This window comes from Emticicia sp., from assembly GCF_049241225.1.
Classification (GTDB): Bacteria; Bacteroidota; Bacteroidia; order Cytophagales; family Spirosomataceae; genus Emticicia.
Genome location: NZ_JBMLRC010000475.1, coordinates 22,581 through 40,766, shown reverse-complemented (window position 1 = coordinate 40,766; position 18,186 = coordinate 22,581). Strand labels below are relative to the sequence as shown.

Genomic DNA, 18,186 nt, shown 5'->3' with positions numbered 1-18,186 from the left:
CTCAATAACTAAACTTATCTTTCCATTTATTGATTGGTTTTTCAATCAGATACCATGAAATCGTGGAAATTATGACCGTAACAGCATAAAGGAAGATGATTTTCAAAACCATATTTTCTTCTATTACCGGCAATTTATTAAGTATCTTCACTACAGGGTTTGATGGAGAGTTATGGTAATGATTATAAATAAATTTATGGTAGATATAAATTCCGTAGCTGATTCGACCCAAATAAACCGTTGCTTTGTTTTCTAACACACTTTTCGTGACGCCACTAAAACCATAAACGGCATTTCCGACCATGAAAAGTGAGAAAAACGACTCGAAAAGGCGTAGAAAAACTACCGTGATAATATTATGTCCATCGGGAAATTGCTTGCCCCAAAGTACGATTCCGATGTATAAAAATAGACTAACCGCCAACCAAACCTTGTTAGTTACAAATTTCTTCACTGCTTCATTTTTATGAAAATAGAAATAAGCAAATAGCCCACCGATTCCGAAAGCATCTAAGCAAGTTGGCATTAGCACGTATGGTGTCATCCAAGCAGTGCCATTGAGGAAGAAAAACAATCGAAGCCCAACTGATAAAGCAATAAAACCAAAGAGAATTTTAGGCAACAAACGAGCCGATAAAAAGAAAACTATAAACGGAAAAAACAAATAAAATTGCTCTTCAACGGCCAATGACCAGAGGTGGTCGCTCGAACCCATCCAAGTTTGCTTGATGGCGATGTACATATTGGTCGTGTAGGTGAGATACCACCAAATTTTTTCACGAACTGGCTCAACATTCCAAATAAACAAGGCCAAAATAGTGAGATAATAAATCGGAAAAATCCTGACTGTTCGACGAATGTAAAATTGTTTCAAAGAAAACTTATGCGATCGACCTAAACTCTCATCTTTTTGGCGAGCCTGCAATAGAATGCGAGTAATCAGAAAGCCACTCAGCACAAAAAACATACAAACCCCCAAATAACTAATCGGAAACTGCAAGACATCGCCCGACCAGTGGTCAATCAAAACCATCGTTACCGCCAAAAAGCGAAGCCCATCTAATTGTCTTAAATATGAAGTGTTTGTGGTTGTTTGTGTCATTATGAGAGAATTATCTTACCAATTTTGCTTAGGTCTAATTTTTTCAATTGCTTGAATATCAAGTATTTGATTACTCCAAGAAATATTTTTAGTATTGTTTTCTACTACTACTACTCCAACACGGTATTTACCCGATTGAATATATAGTTTACTGATTTCGGCTGTAAAGTTATCAATTTTGAGTTGATTATTTATTAAAAAGTCACGTTCGAGGTAGGCTTTCATACCCAGGGGCTTGATGTGTGAGGGATATAAATAAATATTTTTATCTGATTTAAGGATAAAATACAAACCCGAGGCAGCATCGGAAAAATCAAATTTCTCTCCATTATGAGTTCTTACAATCTCATAACTTTCTGATTTAGGAATTATTTTTAAGTCATTCAATGAGCTGTCTTTTACCTGCCACATTTCATCAATAATCGAATCGTAGAAAGTTTTTTCGGGTTGTTGTAAAACCTTCATTATTCCACCATTAGGAAATGATTTATCGCTGTATTGTTGTTTGAATTGGTCGGTTATACGTTCTTGATTCAGATATTTAATGTCTTGATAAACAGTTAGATAAGTGTAAAAGTTAAACCCAATACTCAAGCCAATACCCAGCTGAATAAAGTTATTTTTATATCTTGCAGCCAATGAATTGTAGGTTACCAAATAAAAAATAACTACCGATAGCACCGAGTAAATTTTGTATTTACTTGTCATTAATATTTCAATACCATACGATATACGGGCAATCGCAATTCCAACACTTGTTATACCGATAAAAGCCAAGCAAGCTAACAAAAACAGGTCGGCTGTGCGTTGCGACAAGCGGAACGCCGCCCGATTGTATTTATTGAATATAACTTGATAGGCAAATAAACAAACAAATATCAATAAAAATAAGCCAAAAGCCATAGCTAAATCTAAGTGTTTGGCTGGGGCAATGGCTGATGAATCAAGTACACTTCCGAAAGTAGCTAAAATACCTTTGAAGATAGTTTTAAAATCAGAAAAGTCGGTTTTTACTACATTATCAGGATTTTTCTGGAACCCATAAAAAAAGCCAAGAACAAATACCAAAGAACTACTCAACCAAATGAAAAGTTGCTTTTTTCGTTGTTGAACAAGCAAAGTTAGGCATCCAATGAGTGGAATAATGATACCATTGCTACTCGTAAAAACACCAAAGAAGCATGAAAATAAAGCCAGATAAAAGTAATGTTTATATTTGTTTTCAACGGAGAAAACAAGCCAGTAGAAGGTCAGAAATGCAAAGAAAATCACTCCGAAATTCTGCACCGATGCCATTCCCCAAAATGTGTTTTCAAACAATCCTACATTGAAAAAAATAAAAGAAACAGGTACGAATGCAAGTAGGGGAGAATTGTATTTTTCTGATACTTTATAAAAAAGAAAAAGAATTCCGAGCAAAGCGATAATACCTATAAACATTAGGCTTTTTAGATTGAGCGTTTCTTGTAAAAGAAAAACGACCCAAGCCGAAAGACGAGTAAGTAAAATTCGATGCTCGTTGTGCTGAGAAAACAATAATTTTATTTTTTGAAAGACAGCATCTGTCTCAGTCATTTGAGCCAGTGTATTCCTGATAGCGAAATCATCCCAGTGTGGAATATTGACGGCATATTTTTGAAATACGAAATAGAATACTGCAATCGGAAATAAAATTAAAATAGTAGCAAGTAGGTTTTTGATAGAAAGGTTTGGCACTTGAAAAATGAATAATAATAATGAAAAATTTCTAAAGTTTTAGAATCGTAAACTCTACACGACGATTTTTTTTGCGAGTTTCTTCGGTTGCATTACTCGCAATCGGTTTCGATTGTCCCCAACCTTTTGTCTGAATCCGTTTCGCTTCTATTTGGCCTTTTTCTACCAAATATTTCTTTACTTCATTGGCTCTATCTTGCGAAAGTTTCACGTTTAGCATCATGTTTTCATCGCTACCGTCGGTGTGTCCTTCAATGATAACCTCCATTGTTGGGTACTCTTGCATCAATTCAATGATACGATTGAGCTCAGGGTAAGAAGCAGGTAAAATGTCAAACTTACTTTGGTTGAAGAAAAGATTATTCAAAACCATTGTTTGCCCTTCTTTTACCGGAATTAAGTTGATATTCTTCTTAATTTCTCTAAATCGACGGTCTTTTGTAAGGTCAAGGCTTTCGCTGATACTGATAAAACCTTTCTTCGAAGCATTCAAACTGTATGCTTTTTTGAGTGGCACTACCATTTTATATTCTCCAGTTTCGGGGTCAAATTCGGCCACGATTCGGTCTTTGCTTGTACTATCATTTAACAATTCCATCACAACCTCAGCAGCTATTGTCTTTTTATCTAAGGCATTCAAGACTGTTCCTGAAATAATCGCAACTGGGTCGGGCTTAATCGAAGGAAAAAGCTTAATACGGAAAATATCTTCTGCTCCAATTGAGCGTTCTTCCGAACTCAAATAAGCAAATTCACCCGAAGCTGGAATAGTGAAATAACCATCCCATTTTGAGGTATTTATCAGATCTCCAATATTTTCGGGTTCGCTCCAATTTGTCCAAGTACTGTCGAGACGGCGGCTCAGAAAAATATCGTTATCGCCATAACCCGGGAAACCTGCCGTTGAGAAATAAATAGTTTTTGAGTCGGCCGCAACAAATGGCGTACTCTCACTTTCAGCTGTGTTGATTGTCGAACCCATATTAATAGGCTTCGACCAAACTTTGTCTTCTCTCAAAAACGACACATACAAATCTTTTCTTCCTTTTGTATCTTTTCGTTGACAAGCAATCACCAGTACTTTGCCGTTGGGGGCAAGTGTAAATTCTGTATAATCGCTCAGATTTGAGTAGTCAATAATCTTTTCTTCTTTCGGAAACTCCCAGCCAGTTCGGGTTCTTCTTGATTTAGACAAACCAGGTTTGAAAGAACCATCTGTCATATAGATATTTACTAAATAAATAGTTTTACCATCGGCCGAGATCGTAGAAACGGCGTTATGTTCGGGCGTATTGATGGGTTCTTTGATGTTTTCAGCTTCTCCCCAAGTGCCGTCGGGCATCATTTTAGAAACCCAAACATCTTGAAGTTTTAGTTTACCAATATTTTGGTCGTGGCTTTCTCTCGTAAAAAATAATGTTTTTCCATCTGGTGTAATAATTGGGGCAACTTCTCTTACTCTAGAATTAATGCTTTTACCCAAATTCTCTTTAATAATTTCCTTTGGAATATCTTTTGCAAGATTTATTTTAGCTTCAAATGGCAAATCAATTTCCGAAATACCGATAGCATCTATTTGATTATAGCCTGGTATTTTGGCGGGAGCAACAATTAATTTTATGGCATGAACTTTATATTCAGTCTGCGGAATAATGATATTCCACATTCTACCTTTTTCGGTGGGCCCATCTTCTTTGTTTTCGTGAATGATATATTCTCTATCAGTAGAGTCATACGCCAAAACTCGCACAACTGCCCCAGCACCCCAATTTTCGGCAATGCTCACTTGTTTGATTCTAACAGGATTTTCAAAGCCCACTTTTATATATTCTTCGGCATAAGTATCTGCTCCTGCCGATGACCAAGCACACACACTTTCTCCTTTTTGTGGTAATTTATTAGGGCTGCCCAAAACCTGAATTGCTCTATACTGTGGCCCTGGATTATTGGCATCAACTCTTTCCGACGAAAAGCCCAATACTTTACTTGCCCATTGGATTTTGGGTTGTGCGGAAGCTGAAAATGATAAAATTAATAAATAAATTATAATGCGAATCTCTGGTTTCATGTCATGATAGTACTTAGCATTTGATTTTAAGTATGGATTATAGTAGAAATTTGTAAAATAAATCTTATTGACGAGTAAGAATAAATTCTTTTTTAATCACAGTAAAGGAATTAAAATTTGATAAATCTGTGACTGCTTTCAAAGGTTTAAAATTTTTATTTGAGATTGTTAATTGATAGCTATGTTGCACAGGTATAATCAACTTAAATTCTCCTGTGTCGTCATCAGATTCTATTGAAAAAGATGTATTCTTATCTAAAGATTCTACAAAAATACTGGCTTTTATAGGCTTATCATCAATTTCACTTTTGATTACACCTGAAAGTATAGCGACAGGCTCAGGTTGAATTGAAGGAAATAATTTTATCCTGAAAATGTCTTCGGCTCCAATTGAATTCTCTTCCGAACTTGTATAAGCGTAATCTCCAGTCGCTGAAACAGTAAAATACCCATCCCATTTTGGTGTGTTAATCGCATTGCCAAGGTTCAATGGCTCGCTCCAATTTGTCCATGTACTATCTAAACGATGGGTCATGAAAATATCATTATCGCCATAACCTGGAAGTCCGCTTGTTGAAAAGTACAAGGTTTTAGTGTCTGCTGCTAAAAAAGGTGTACTTTCATTTTCCGCAGTATTTATTGTGTTACCCAAATTTATAGGTTTAGACCATGTACTGTCATTTTCGAGGAACGAAACATATAAATCCTTTTGACCAAACGTGTCTTTACGTTGAGCAGCAATTATCAAAACTTGTTCATTTGATGATATACTAAATTCTGTGTATGAACTGGTTGTGTAGTAATCTTTTAGCTTAACTTCTTTTGGGAAACTCCATTTCCCATCTTGAAATGTAGACTTTGAAAGACCTGGTTTGAATGTATTATTTGGTAAATAAACATTCAAAAGATAAATTGTTTTTCCATCTAAAGATACAGAGGTAAGAGCATTATGCTCATCAGTATTAATGGGAGAACCGATATTTTTAGCTTCAGACCATTTATTCTCGTTGATGCTTTCAGCCATCCAAATGTCTTGTAATTTGTACTTACCAATATTTTTTTTATGAACCTCTCTTGTGAAGAAAATTCTTTTTCCATCATTACTAATTATTGGGGCCACTTCTCGTGTATCGGAGTTGATACTTTTACCCAAATTTTCTCTTATAGTTTTTTTCGGTAAAGCGTCAGGTAAATTGAGCGTATTATCCAATTTTGTATTTTCACCTGAAATACCTATAGCATCTATCTGATTAAATCCATTTACCAAATTTGGATTTAGAATAATTTTGACTGCATGAACTCTGTAATTTGTTTTAGTAATTGAAATATTCCAAAATCTTCCTTTTGCTTCAATAGTATGGTTGTTGTTCTCATGAATAAGATATTCTGTATCGGTAGAATCATAAGCAAAAACTTGTGTGATTGCTCCAGGATTTAGGTTTTCAACTATGATTATATTTGAAGTAATTGCAGGAGTTGCAAAAGCCACTTTTATAAATTCATTTTTATAATTATCCGCTTTCTCAGTTGACCAAGCAGCAGAAGTATGTTGAAAGGTATATGTATTTGGCTTTCCCAAAACCTGAATAGCTCTATACTGTGGCCCTGGATTATTGGCATCAACTCTTTCCGACGAAAAGCCCAATACTTTACTTGCCCATTGGATTTTGGGTTGTGCAATGATGGTTTCGGCTGAAAAAAGGACTAATAGGAGTGTACCAAATTGTAGTAATGAGGTAATAGTAGAAGATTTACGAGAAGGCACATCTTGAGTGAAAAACATTTTCTTTGGGATAATCACTGTTTTTTGCTCTATTTGGGTTAGTTTTTTTTGTTGATAGCGAAAGTATACAATTTTATTAGACTATCAAAATTACCAACGCACAGAATGATGCTTTTATGCGGGTTTTTTACAAAATTCAACAATTATCATGGATAGTTTGCTTATCATCAGGCAATTACTGTCAATAATTGTAAACTTTTAAATGCATTTTTTATGATTACTTTTCATTTAACGTTTCATTAACAAAATAATCTTCTAAAAATTCAACAAATACTTTCATTCTTACGTTTTGTTTACGAATTTAGCAGATGAATTCGGAAAACGACCGCATCAACGGTTCGATTTAATTAATATTTAAAAGCACATAGTAAAATGAAAAAATCACTCCTGACCGTTGCGGTTGTACTTGGCATTGCATCAGTATCAAAAGCACAGACAAAAATTCCACCAGATATTGAGAAGTTACTTCAAAAAAATACTTGTTTAGCTTGTCATAAAGTTGATACTCGTTTGGTTGGGCCTGCGTATAAAGAAGTTATGCAAAAGAAAAAATATAAGCCTGAGCAAATCGTAGAGTTAATCTACAAACCAAACCCTAAAAACTGGGAAGGGTACCCGCCAATGGCTGCTTTAACTAATGTTCCGAAAGACGAAGCATTGAAAATTGCTAAATGGATTACGACTTTGAAATAATGTAAAGAAAAAGCCTCTGCTGAATACTCAATAGAGGCTTTTTTATATGTTTCTAGTTGTCATCATTTTCTTTTTCAACCGATTTGTTATCTTCATCAACAATTACAAATACGGTTTCTCCTGTTTTTTTCATCAGATATTTTTCACGAGCAAATTTCTCCATTGATTTGTGGTTGCCCATTACTTCTCTTTCTTCTTCCTTTACTTTTTTTAGCTCTTCAACATAATATTCTTGTTGATTTTCTAAGTCAGATAATTTTTGCCAAAGCCTGAATTGTGCTACAAGATTGCTACCATCGAAGAATAAAACCCAAATTAAGAGGCCAAGGAGTGTAAATACATAAAATCGATATTTATGCACGAATTTTGGTACGTAGATTTTCATTGTTAGGAAATTTTTAAAGCACGATTGTAAGCCAAAAGTAGGAAAAACAAAAAAGTCTGCCAACATTTTGGCAGACTTTTTTGCAAAACTCCCCTTTAGGGGTTGGGGGTTAGAACTTCAATCCTGGGAATGTAGCCGCCGAACCTAATTCTTCTTCGATACGAAGCAATTGGTTGTATTTAGCCATACGGTCAGAACGTGAAGCCGAACCAGTTTTGATTTGACCAGTATTCAATGCTACTGCCAAGTCAGCGATTGTTGCGTCTTCAGTTTCACCCGAACGGTGCGACATGATGCTCTTATATTTGTTTTTATGAGCTAAGTTTACAGCATTGATTGTTTCGGTTAATGAACCAATTTGGTTTACTTTTACCAAAATAGCATTAGCGATTCCTTTATCAATACCTTCTTGTAAACGCTTCACGTTTGTTACGAATAAATCGTCACCAACCAATTGGCATTTGCTACCAATCAATTTAGTTTGTTCAGCCCAACCAGCCCAGTCGTCTTCTGCCATACCATCTTCGATTGAGATGATTGGATATTTCTCAACCCAAGTAGCCCAATAAGCAGCCATTTCAGCCGAATTCAATTGTTTGCCATCAGATTTCTTGAAAGTGTAAAGACCTGTTTCGGCATTGTAGAATTCAGAAGCAGCAGCATCCATAGCGATGAATACATCTTCACCTGGTTTGAAACCAGCTTTCTCGATTGATTGCAATACGATTTCGATAGCCTCTTCGTTTGATTTGATGTTTGGTGCAAAACCACCTTCATCACCAACGTTTGTAGAATATCCTTTAGATTTCAATACTTTTTTCAAAGTATGGAAAATATCAGTTCCCATTTGTAGAGCGTGCGAGAATGACTCAGCTTTTGCTGGCATTACCATAAACTCTTGGAAATCAATTGAATTGTCGGCGTGAGAACCACCATTCAAGATGTTCATCATCGGCACTGGCAAAGTGTTGGCGTTTACACCACCTAAGTAGCGGAACAACGATAAACCTGCTTCGTGAGCAGCTGCTTTTGCTACTGCCAACGAAACACCTAAGATAGCATTTGCACCTAAGTTTCCTTTATTTGGTGTGCCATCGAGGTCAATCATGATTTGGTCAATCAAGTTTTGTTCGAAAACATTTGCTCCGAGAAGTTCAGAAGCGATAGTTTCGTTTACATTCTTAACTGCTTTCAAAACACCTTTGCCTTGATACACTTTTGAATCATCATCACGTAACTCAACGGCTTCGTGAACACCTGTCGATGCACCTGATGGCACAGCGGCACGCCCTAAGTAACCGTTATCAGTTAAAATATCAACTTCGATAGTAGGATTTCCTCTTGAATCGAGAATTTGTCTTGCGTGTACTCTAACAATTTGGCTCATAAGTTAAAACTTGTAAGTATTAGGTATTTTGGTTATAAAAAATATTGGAATTGTCCAAAAAAGCAATATTTTCTTTGGTAACAACTGTAAAATTAGTCAATTTTTCAGAATGGGGCAAATTGTATTGTCATAATTATAGTTTAAGTTGTGTCAACTTTGAAAATTAATACAACCTTAACATTCATTGCCGTCTGCTTTAGCTGACGGTAAAAAATAGAAAATCGACTTGACTTTAGTCAAAAATCGTTGTGATTTAGGCTAAAGCCAATTTTGTTTTGATTCAACATCCGTCAGCTAAAGCAGACGGCAATGAAATAAATGTATATGCTCGAAAAAGTTTTTTAAACAATATTCATTGTTTGTTCTTTGATTTTTTCCAATTCGTCTTTCATTTGCACTACCAATCGCTGAATGACCGAATCATTGGCTTTCGAGCCGATAGTATTTACCTCACGGCCAATTTCTTGGGCAATAAAGTTGAGTTTTTTACCATTTGAGGCAATTTTTAACTCTTGTACGAAATATTCTAAATGGTTTTTCAAACGTACTTTTTCTTCCGAAATATCAAATTTTTCGACGTAATAAATCAATTCTTGTTCAAAACGATTTTTATCAAAAGTGTCGCTCGATGACCATTCTGCAACTGCTTTCTCGATACGTTCACGTACCACAGGAATACGTTTTGGATCTTGCTCTTCAACCTGCGAGAGAAGCGAAGCTATACTCTGTATGTATTCTGCAAATTTAGCCGCCGTATTGCTTCCTTCTTGCGTGCGGAATTCTTTACATTTGGCAATGGCCTGATTAATAGCACTTTTCATTAAATCCCACTCAGCTTTTGCATCTACTTCGCTCAAAGAATCGGTATTATAAGCATTGGGCATCATGGAAGCCATTCGCAATAATTCGGTTGGGCTTGGCTCAAAACCTAATTCGAGGGCAGTTGCTTTTAGGTCTTTGAAATATGCCTTAATTAACGGGCGATTCACGACCGTGGCAGCACCAGACTCATCTTTAGGCACCACATTCATTGTGAATTCTACTTTTCCACGCTCAAGTTCGGCAGTAAGGATATTTCTTATTTCGATTTCTCTTTCTGAATAAGTACGTGGAATTCGGCAATAAATATCAAAAAACTTAGAGTTTAACGATTTGATTTCGACAGTTACAGCGATTTTGGCATTCTCGACAGTTGCCGAGCCAAAACCAGTCATTGATTGCAGCATAATATAATGAGTGAATGATAGAATGAGCGAATGATAGAATATTTGTAGGGCTAATCCTCAAAATATACAAAGCTCGCAGTTATATCCAATAATTGGTATAAATTTTAAGCAAATAACGTAAAAATATAGCATAGTTGAGATAAATTTTCTCACAGAATTTATATTTTATTTAATCGTTTGTTTTTTCTACAACCTAAACCTTTAAATATTATACGACAATTCTATTAAAAAACTGTAATTTTGCACTTTAGTAGAACAAGTTTCCAACTTGTTTATAATAAACACAGTATAATAATTCATGAATATCGAACAATCATTAAAAACTGCCATAAAAGAAGCACTTTTGGCATTATATCAGGTAGAAGAAGAGGTGGTTTTGCAACCAACCAAAAAAGATTTTGAAGGAAACTACACTTATGTTGTATTTCCGTTGGTTAAGTCTCTCCGAAAAAATCCTGCTGAATTGGGTAATGCCATCGGTCAACACATTAAGGATAACAACGATTTTATCAGTAGTTTTAATGTTGTTCAGGGCTTTTTGAATATTGTTCTGAATGATTCGGTCTGGATTGATACCCTCAATGCTATTTTGGCCAACGAAAATTTTGGTGTTTTACCATCAAACGGCCAGTCGGTGATGGTAGAGTTTTCTTCGCCAAATACTAATAAACCACTACACTTAGGGCATTTACGTAATAATTTTTTGGGAGCAGCCGTTTCTAATATTTTATCTGCGGGTGGCTTTGATGTTGCCAAAACTTGCTTGGTCAATGACCGTGGCGTGCATATTTGTAAGTCGATGCTGGCTTATCAGAAATTTGGAAATGGTGCAACGCCCGAATCTTTGGGTATCAAAGGCGACCATTTGGCGGGTAAATTTTATGTGGAGTTTGATAAGGCCTACAAAGCTGAAATCTCACAATTGATGGCCGAAGGGAAAACCGAAGAAGAAGCCAAGAAAACTGCTCCATTGATGCTCGAAACCCAAGAAATGTTGCAAAAATGGGAGCAAGGCGATGCCGAAACAATGGCGTTGTGGAGAAAAATGAACGATTGGGTTTTTGAAGGATTTGCCGAAACTTATAAAAAAATTGGGGTTTCGTTTGATAAAGTATATTACGAATCAAACACTTATCTGCTCGGGAAAGATTTGGTTGAGGAAGGCCTGAAAAATGGTGTTTTCTTCAAAAAAGAAAATGGTAGCGTTTGGATTGATTTGAAAGAAGAAGGACTCGACGAGAAATTGGTACTTCGTGCCGATGGAACTTCGGTTTACATTACCCAAGATTTAGGCACAACCGATTTGAAATTCAACGATTATCACAACGATAAGTCGATTTGGGTAGTGGGCAATGAGCAAGATTATCATTTTCAGGTGCTTTTTGCGATTATGAAGAAACTCGGTCGTGCGTATGCCGATGGCTGTTATCACCTAAGCTATGGCATGGTTGATTTGCCGTCGGGAAAAATGAAATCTCGTGAAGGAACGGTAGTTGATGCCGATGAATTGGTAGCCGAAATGATTGAAACCGCCGCCGAAACTACTCGTGAACGTGGCAAAATTGATGACTTTAGCAAAGAAGAGGCCGAAAACCTTTTCCAAATGCTGGCTTTGGGTGCTTTGAAATACTTCTTATTGAAAGTTGAACCGAAGAAGCGTATGCTCTTTAATCCTGCCGAATCAATTGATTTTCAAGGAAATACAGGGCCTTTTATTCAATATACACACGCACGTATTTGTTCGATTCTACGCAAGGCTGAATCTCAGAATGTGCCAGTAAACAAACAAGTAAAAGCAGTAGAGTTATTAAAGCCAGAATCTGAATTGGTTTATCTTTTGAACGAATATCCAACTGCCGTCAAGAAAGCAGGAGATGAGTATTCGCCAGCTGTAATTGCCAATTATGTATATGATTTGGCCAAAACATTCAATCAATTCTATGCGGAAGTGTCGATTATGAACGAAACCGATAACGACAAACAACAATTTAGATTATCATTAATAAAAGCAGTTGCCGAAACAATTAGTAAAGCTACAGGGTTATTAGGAATACAAGTTCCAACAAGGATGTAATCAAACTATGAAAAAGAAATTCATTTTCGTTACAGTTTCTATCTTAACACTGACAAGTCTTATGAGTTTTCGTCTAATCAAGATGCTTTTTTCTGACAAGAAAATGGTAGCAGTAAAACCCGCAAATGTTATGGCAAAAGGTTCGTTTTACGATTTCAAATTGAAGTCGCTCGATGGCAAAGAAACCATTGATTTTTCAAAATATAAAGGTAAAAAGGTGGTGGTAGTAAATACTGCTTCTGAGTGCGGTTACACGCCACAATACGCTGATTGGCAGGCTTTTCATAAAGAACATGGCGATAAAATAGTAGTCTTGGGTGTTCCTGCTAATAATTTTGGTGGTCAAGAACCTGGTAGTAACAAAGACATTGCTACATTTTGTCAGAAAAATTACGGAGTAACCTTCCAAATGCTTGAAAAAGTAAGTGTTGTTGGCAGCGACCAACACCCACTATATAAATGGTTGAGCAAAAAAGATTTAAACGGTTGGAATGATAAAGAACCAACTTGGAATTTCTGTAAATACGTTATCAACGAAAAGGGCGAAGTATCTCATTTCTTTGCATCGGGTGTAAAACCAAATTCACCCGAATTTAAAAAGGCAGTAGGCATTTAATCTAATTTTGAATGAGTGAATGATTGAGTAGTAGTGTTTTCTACATTCGCTCATTCGCTCATTCGCTCATTCACTCATTATGAAACATTGGCTTTCGGCGGCTCGCCCACGTACCCTTCCTTTAGCATTGGCGAGTATTTTTATGGGTAGCTTTTTGGCAGCTTCGGTGGGGCAGTTCAACTGGCTCATTTTTGCTTTATGCTGCCTTACTACAATTGCTTTGCAGGTTTTATCCAACTTCGCCAATGATTACGGCGATACTCAAAACGGTGCAGATTTAGCAGGAAGAGTTGGGCCTCAGCGTGCCGTACAGTCAGGGGCGATTACACCCAAACAAATGCTCGGTGGAATTTATGTTTTGGCGGTACTTTGCTTAATTTTTGGAGTTTCACTACTTTATTTTTCGTTCAAAGATGCTTCAATGCAAGTATTTTGGGGATTTTTTGGACTTGGATTGCTCTCAATGTTGGCTGCCTACACTTACACCGCAGGAAAAAAACCTTATGGTTATGCAGGTTTAGGCGATATTTCGGTATTGATTTTCTTCGGTTTAGTAGGGGTTTTGGGTAGTAATTATTTATTTACCAAGACTTTTGATTGGGCCAACGTACTTCCAGCATTAAGTTGTGGCCTTTTTGCTACGGGTGTCTTAAATATCAATAACATCAGAGATATTGAATCAGATACTCGTGCGGGTAAAAAGACAATTCCCGCTCGGCTTGGTAAAGCTAAAGCAATCATTTATCACTGGGTTTTACTTTCACTCGGAATGCTCAGTATTTTGATTTTTAGCTTTTTACAAGCAGAAAATAAATATTATTATATCATTTGCTTCCCTTTATTTTTCTTGAATGGAATCAAAGTTGCTCGTTTGCCAAACCCCGACCCAATGCTCAAACAAATGGCCTTATCGACTTTGGTATTTGTACTAATCTTTGGTTTGACTCAGATATTTTCATAAAAAATGGGAGCAAGAAATTAGAATTTCCTGCTCCCATTTTTTATTAATTTCTTTTTATTTCCCTCCCGAAACTTTAGTAGGGGCTTGTGAGGCTAAGAATTTTTCTTCGTTTGCTCTGATTTTTACCAAAACTCTACGATTTCTACGTCTTCCTTCGGGCGTACTATTACTTTCAATCGGACGAGTGGCTCCATAGCCTGCAATTGCCAGTCTATCGGCCGTTACATCATGAGCTTTGAAATATAGAGCTACCGCTTTGGCCCTCATTTCAGAGAGTTTTTTATTATTCCACTGATTACCGCTGCTATCAGCATGGCCTTCGATAAAGATCTCAGTGTATGGATAACGACTCAAAACGCTCGAAATATCATCCAAAATACCCTTAGCTTCTGGTGTTAAATGGTCAGAACTCGACTCAAAATAAAAATCTGGTTGAAATGTGATATTGATTCCCTCGGCCGTGCGTATAATTTCTGCTTTTTGTCCCGAAGCACCAATCAGATCAGTGGCTAAAAGGTCGAGCATATTACCAATTTTCACAGCAGCCTCGGCTGCTACAGGGTCTTTTTTGCGGCTATTCTTCTGGTTCGAAGTTGAATTTTTTGTTGAATTACAAGCGATAAGCAATGACACAATAATGGCCATGCTTGCCAAAAGATGGAGTGATTTCATGAAATTAGGTGTTTTTATAGCAACGTAAGCATATTATTTTTTCACATGAAAAATAATAATTATGTAAAATTGGCAAAAAAAAAATGAAATTGGCAAGCTATTTGGTTAAAAAATTATTATTCGGTACCAATATGTGTGTTTAACAAAAACTTTTTAGTAAAATGCATTGAGTAAACAGGCATAAAATTTATCTTTGCTGAATAAAGTTTTAGTATATTATTTTATACCTAAATAGTATTTTCTCTATAAATTCATGGTTATACATGATTTTAAATTTTTCTAAAAATCTTATGAAAAAAGTAGTTTTACCATTTTTATCAATCTGTTTGACTGTTTGTTCTTTACACACAAATGCTCAACAAACTGCGTCTGAATTCTTTGATATAGGTGTTAATAAGAGCAAAGCAGGTGATTATATCGGGGCATCTCAAGCCTATAGTACTGCTATTGCGATGAATCCAGAAAATTCCACAAGTTATTATAATCGAGGTTTAGCCAAGCAACAGCTGAAAGACCATCGTGGAGCAATTTTGGATTTCGACCGCACAATTGATCTTGATCCTAAAAACGCTTTGGCATATTTATATCGTGGAAAAAGCAAGAGTGATCAAGATGATCATCGTTCGGCTTTACAAGATTATAACCGTACGATTGAATTAAATCCCGAAGATGCTTTAGCATTTTTGTATCGCGGTATGACCAGAGCAAAATTATTAGATTATCGTCGTGCGATACAAGATTTCTCTAAAGTTGTAGAATTAAATACTGAAGATGATAAGAAGTATCAAGCATATTTTTCGCGTGGAGCCTGTAAATCCCGTTTAGAAGATTTTCAAGGAAGTATCTCTGATTTTACGAAATCAATTGATATGAACCCTAAACGCTCGCAGTCATATGCAAGTAGAGGTTTTAGCCGACTAAAAATCAATGATTTCTCTGGTGCAATCAAAGATTTTGATGAGGCTGTTAAGTTAAATCCAGAAGATAGTGAATCATACTTTAACCGTGGTTTTGCAAAAACTAAAATTGATGATTTTCGTGGAGCAATGAATGACTACGACAAAGCAATTCAACTTGACCCTAAAAATGTACGTGCATTTTATGGTAGAGGTTTCTGCAATAGCAAGCTTGGTAATCAAAAAGATGCAACGAGTGATTTGACTAAAGCAATCGAAGTTGATAACGTAAATATTGATTCTAAGGTATATTATACTGGTCGTATGACTAAAAATACATTAGATGAATTGCGTAATGTTGTACAGGAAAGAAGCAAAATTAATGAATTTTCAGAGGACCGTTCGGAAGCATTTTATAGCCGTGGTATTTCGAAGTTCAAAACTGGCGATGGCAAAGGTGCAATCATTGACTTGAATAAATCAATAGAATTGAATCCAACCTACGCAGAAGCATATTTCTCTCGTGGATTGGTTCGTTCATCGATGGGGCTTCAAAAAGAAGCTTTGCAAGACTGCTCAAATGCTATTAAATTAAATCCTAAATACGGTGAAGCATACTACGTAAGAGGTATCATCAAACACGCTTTAGGCGACGAAAACGCTGGTTGTTATGACCTTAGCCGTGCTGGTGAATTAGGTTACTCGGCGGCATATAATGTAATTCGTGAATATTGTAATTAAGATTTTTAGAGACCTACGTAAAAAAAATCTCCGTCATATAGGCGGAGATTTTTTTGTTTTCAATATCTATGACAGATGTTTCAATTTACAACTCAATCAAAGTTTCAGAATCACATTGGAAGATAAATTGAACATTTTCGGCTAGATCAGCTTCAGATAATTTCTTCACTTGCCAATCAAAACTTCCTGCATATTTTGCCGTGATTTTTTCAGCTTTACGCATAATTTCAGCGATAAAAGGGTGCTTTGACTTACCAATATTTTGTCCAAAATCCTGAATATCAGCCTTAAACATCAAATTAACCGGAATTTTATACATTTGACCGTTACGTGCTGCACAAATTGGCACTGGTTCGTAAATTGGTGAGGAAGAAAATTCGCCCAACTTCTTTTGAGCTATTTTGTATTCTTCGTCAGTTTCACCAAAAATAATCGCAACCTTTTTTCTATGTGCTGCAACTCTCTCTTCGATCAGAGAATCAATTTTTTCGAGTAAATTACGGAGCGATACCGTATTTTTTCCGTTACGGATACGCTCTCGTACTGACTGACGAATGAAATATGTAATAGATTGTGTAACTGTTAGTCCGATTTCGGCCATTTGCTTGAAAATCAGCGAAGCAGGCGACATGCCAGGCAAAGTGTTGGGGTCATGTAGTAAAACTCGGCTGTCAGGAGTCAGGAATCCATCAATACGAGTAACAACACTAAAGCCAAGACTATTGAATGTTTTAAGCAAGCTTTCGTGAATCTTATGAAGGTTTTCGAGGCTTGTTTCAACTGGTATACGTTTTTTGGTAACGTTCGATTTATATTTTGATTTGAAATCGAAAGTCTGAATTTCGCCGTAAATTTCGGTAGGAGGTAGGGCAATGGCTGTGCCATCGTCGTGCTGAATTACGCCACACGAAAACTCCTGTCCAACCACAAATTCTTCAATCATTACGTGGTCTTCGGCATTGGCTGATATTGCTGTTACTGAATCAAGCGTAAATAAAAGTGCATCTAATTCCTCCATCAATTCGACAGGGTGATGCAATATTTTACCATTCACGTAAAGCGGAAAACCGATGCCTTCATCAAGATTGGAGGTTTTTTCCATCAAATGACGTTTTTGGCGGTCGGTCATTTTTTCCCAGTCACGTTTCAAGAATGTTACTTCAAAGAAACATTGTTGAACGGCTTTTGTAAACTCTTCGAGGCTTCGTTTTCGAACAATAGCCACACCAATGGATGAACCTTGGTGCGGAGCTTTAACCACAAACGGAAAACCGATATTATTAATTAGGTCAGTAAACATTTTTGAGCGGTCAGCCACTTGCCATTCTTCACGAGTAAATGTTACCATTTTCTTTTTCTGACCTGTAACGAGCGAAATGAGCTTGTTTTGCATCGGCTTATCGATACCCACCGACGAACCCATCAGACCCGGCCCCATGTACGGAATGCCGTACCATTCGAGCAAACCCTGAATCGCACCATCTTCGGCTTGTGGGCCGTGCATAATGACAAACGCAAAATCCATGATTTGTGAAAAATCAGTAGGTTGGATTTGTTTTCCGACTTTATAAATGAGTTTGTAAAGTTGGGTTTCGTTGAGTTCGCCCAAAGATTCGATATAAACTCTAAAACCACGGTTGAGGTTTTTAGAAGGGAAGAAATCACGAATTGATTCTTCGTAGAGCAACTCTGGATTTATCTGAATGAAATGCCCCAAGCTATCGACAAAGATAGGCACAGGCTCAAAAATAGCCTTGTCAATATGCTCAAAGGCAGTTTTACCGCCTAAATACGAAATTTCTCTTTCTCGTGCTTGTCCACCGAAAAAAACACCGACTCTGATTTTATTTGCCATTATTAAATTTT

At 36.5% G+C, this 18,186-nt stretch carries 14 protein-coding genes; 5 read left to right on the top strand and 9 right to left on the bottom strand.

Translation table 11 applies throughout. The features are described 5' to 3' along the window. Position 1: 1 nt before the first annotated feature. The 4 genes from ACOVO2_RS24555 to ACOVO2_RS24540 all read right to left on the bottom strand — a co-directional run bounded on the left by ACOVO2_RS24555 (position 2) and on the right by ACOVO2_RS24540 (position 6,687). Positions 2-1,102: an acyltransferase family protein gene (locus ACOVO2_RS24555; RefSeq protein WP_421772510.1), complete on the bottom strand. Its 1,101-nt coding sequence runs from the start codon at positions 1,100-1,102 to the stop codon at positions 2-4. A gap of 15 nt (positions 1,103-1,117) precedes the next feature. Further along, positions 1,118-2,818 (bottom strand): hypothetical protein, encoded by a 1,701-nt coding sequence (locus tag ACOVO2_RS24550; RefSeq protein ID WP_421772509.1) that lies wholly within the window; start codon positions 2,816-2,818, stop codon positions 1,118-1,120. Positions 2,819-2,849: 31 nt separating this feature from the next. Beyond that, on the bottom strand, positions 2,850-4,886 hold the full coding sequence (locus ACOVO2_RS24545) for an OmpA family protein (protein ID WP_421772508.1): 2,037 nt from the start codon (positions 4,884-4,886) through the stop codon (positions 2,850-2,852). Positions 4,887-4,950: 64 nt separating this feature from the next. Next, complete coding sequence (locus ACOVO2_RS24540) at positions 4,951-6,687, bottom strand: flagellar motor protein MotB (protein ID WP_421772507.1); 1,737 nt, start codon at positions 6,685-6,687, stop codon at positions 4,951-4,953. A gap of 354 nt (positions 6,688-7,041) precedes the next feature. Between ACOVO2_RS24540 and ACOVO2_RS24535 the strand changes: the two genes are divergently transcribed. Beyond that, positions 7,042-7,362 carry a c-type cytochrome gene (locus ACOVO2_RS24535; protein ID WP_421772506.1) on the top strand — a complete coding sequence of 107 codons (321 nt, stop codon included), beginning with the start codon at positions 7,042-7,044 and terminating at the stop codon, positions 7,360-7,362. Positions 7,363-7,414: 52 nt separating this feature from the next. Here ACOVO2_RS24535 and ACOVO2_RS24530 read toward each other — a convergent pair whose 3' ends face one another. The 3 genes from ACOVO2_RS24530 to ACOVO2_RS24520 form a co-directional block, all read right to left on the bottom strand. Next, positions 7,415-7,747: a septum formation initiator family protein gene (locus tag ACOVO2_RS24530; RefSeq protein ID WP_421772505.1), complete on the bottom strand. Its 333-nt coding sequence runs from the start codon at positions 7,745-7,747 to the stop codon at positions 7,415-7,417. A 109-nt stretch (positions 7,748-7,856) separates the two neighbouring features. Then, entirely contained in the window at positions 7,857-9,134 is a 1,278-nt protein-coding gene (gene eno / locus ACOVO2_RS24525; RefSeq protein WP_421772504.1) for a phosphopyruvate hydratase, read from the bottom strand. 341 nt (positions 9,135-9,475) lie between these two features. After that, on the bottom strand, positions 9,476-10,360 hold the full coding sequence (locus ACOVO2_RS24520; RefSeq protein ID WP_421772503.1) for a YicC/YloC family endoribonuclease: 885 nt from the start codon (positions 10,358-10,360) through the stop codon (positions 9,476-9,478). A 298-nt stretch (positions 10,361-10,658) separates the two neighbouring features. Between ACOVO2_RS24520 and argS the strand changes: the two genes are divergently transcribed. The 3 genes from argS (at position 10,659) to ACOVO2_RS24505 (ending at position 14,011) form a co-directional block, all read left to right on the top strand. After that, positions 10,659-12,434: an arginine--tRNA ligase gene (argS, locus tag ACOVO2_RS24515; protein WP_421772502.1), complete on the top strand. Its 1,776-nt coding sequence runs from the start codon at positions 10,659-10,661 to the stop codon at positions 12,432-12,434. Between the two features lie 7 nt (positions 12,435-12,441). Next, positions 12,442-13,050, top strand: a complete 609-nt coding sequence (locus ACOVO2_RS24510) for a glutathione peroxidase (protein WP_421772501.1) — start codon at positions 12,442-12,444, stop codon at positions 13,048-13,050. 79 nt (positions 13,051-13,129) lie between these two features. After that, positions 13,130-14,011 (top strand): 1,4-dihydroxy-2-naphthoate polyprenyltransferase, encoded by an 882-nt coding sequence (locus ACOVO2_RS24505; RefSeq protein ID WP_421772500.1) that lies wholly within the window; start codon positions 13,130-13,132, stop codon positions 14,009-14,011. Positions 14,012-14,065: 54 nt separating this feature from the next. Here the strand turns inward: ACOVO2_RS24505 and ACOVO2_RS24500 are convergent, their stop codons facing one another. Next, on the bottom strand, positions 14,066-14,683 hold the full coding sequence (locus ACOVO2_RS24500) for an OmpA family protein (protein ID WP_421772499.1): 618 nt from the start codon (positions 14,681-14,683) through the stop codon (positions 14,066-14,068). A 290-nt stretch (positions 14,684-14,973) separates the two neighbouring features. On the opposite strand from ACOVO2_RS24500, the gene ACOVO2_RS24495 reads away from it, so the two are divergent. Continuing rightward, positions 14,974-16,320 (top strand): tetratricopeptide repeat protein, encoded by a 1,347-nt coding sequence (locus ACOVO2_RS24495; RefSeq protein ID WP_421772498.1) that lies wholly within the window; start codon positions 14,974-14,976, stop codon positions 16,318-16,320. An 85-nt stretch (positions 16,321-16,405) separates the two neighbouring features. Here the strand turns inward: ACOVO2_RS24495 and ACOVO2_RS24490 are convergent, their stop codons facing one another. Further along, positions 16,406-18,175, bottom strand: coding sequence for a D-alanine--D-alanine ligase family protein (locus ACOVO2_RS24490; RefSeq protein ID WP_421772497.1), 1,770 nt, complete (start codon positions 18,173-18,175; stop codon positions 16,406-16,408). Positions 18,176-18,186 lie beyond the last annotated feature (11 nt).

Coding starts and splice junctions, on each gene's coding strand:
- ACOVO2_RS24555 (WP_421772510.1), bottom strand. CDS start 1,102: ATGACACAAACAACCACAAACACTTCATATTTAAGACAATTAGATGGG.
- ACOVO2_RS24545 (WP_421772508.1), bottom strand. CDS start 4,886: ATGAAACCAGAGATTCGCATTATAATTTATTTATTAATTTTATCATTT.
- ACOVO2_RS24535 (WP_421772506.1), top strand. CDS start 7,042: ATGAAAAAATCACTCCTGACCGTTGCGGTTGTACTTGGCATTGCATCA.
- ACOVO2_RS24530 (WP_421772505.1), bottom strand. CDS start 7,747: ATGAAAATCTACGTACCAAAATTCGTGCATAAATATCGATTTTATGTA.
- eno (WP_421772504.1), bottom strand. CDS start 9,134: ATGAGCCAAATTGTTAGAGTACACGCAAGACAAATTCTCGATTCAAGA.
- ACOVO2_RS24520 (WP_421772503.1), bottom strand. CDS start 10,360: ATGCTGCAATCAATGACTGGTTTTGGCTCGGCAACTGTCGAGAATGCC.
- argS (WP_421772502.1), top strand. CDS start 10,659: ATGAATATCGAACAATCATTAAAAACTGCCATAAAAGAAGCACTTTTG.
- ACOVO2_RS24510 (WP_421772501.1), top strand. CDS start 12,442: ATGAAAAAGAAATTCATTTTCGTTACAGTTTCTATCTTAACACTGACA.
- ACOVO2_RS24505 (WP_421772500.1), top strand. CDS start 13,130: ATGAAACATTGGCTTTCGGCGGCTCGCCCACGTACCCTTCCTTTAGCA.
- ACOVO2_RS24500 (WP_421772499.1), bottom strand. CDS start 14,683: ATGAAATCACTCCATCTTTTGGCAAGCATGGCCATTATTGTGTCATTG.
- ACOVO2_RS24495 (WP_421772498.1), top strand. CDS start 14,974: ATGAAAAAAGTAGTTTTACCATTTTTATCAATCTGTTTGACTGTTTGT.
- ACOVO2_RS24490 (WP_421772497.1), bottom strand. CDS start 18,175: ATGGCAAATAAAATCAGAGTCGGTGTTTTTTTCGGTGGACAAGCACGA.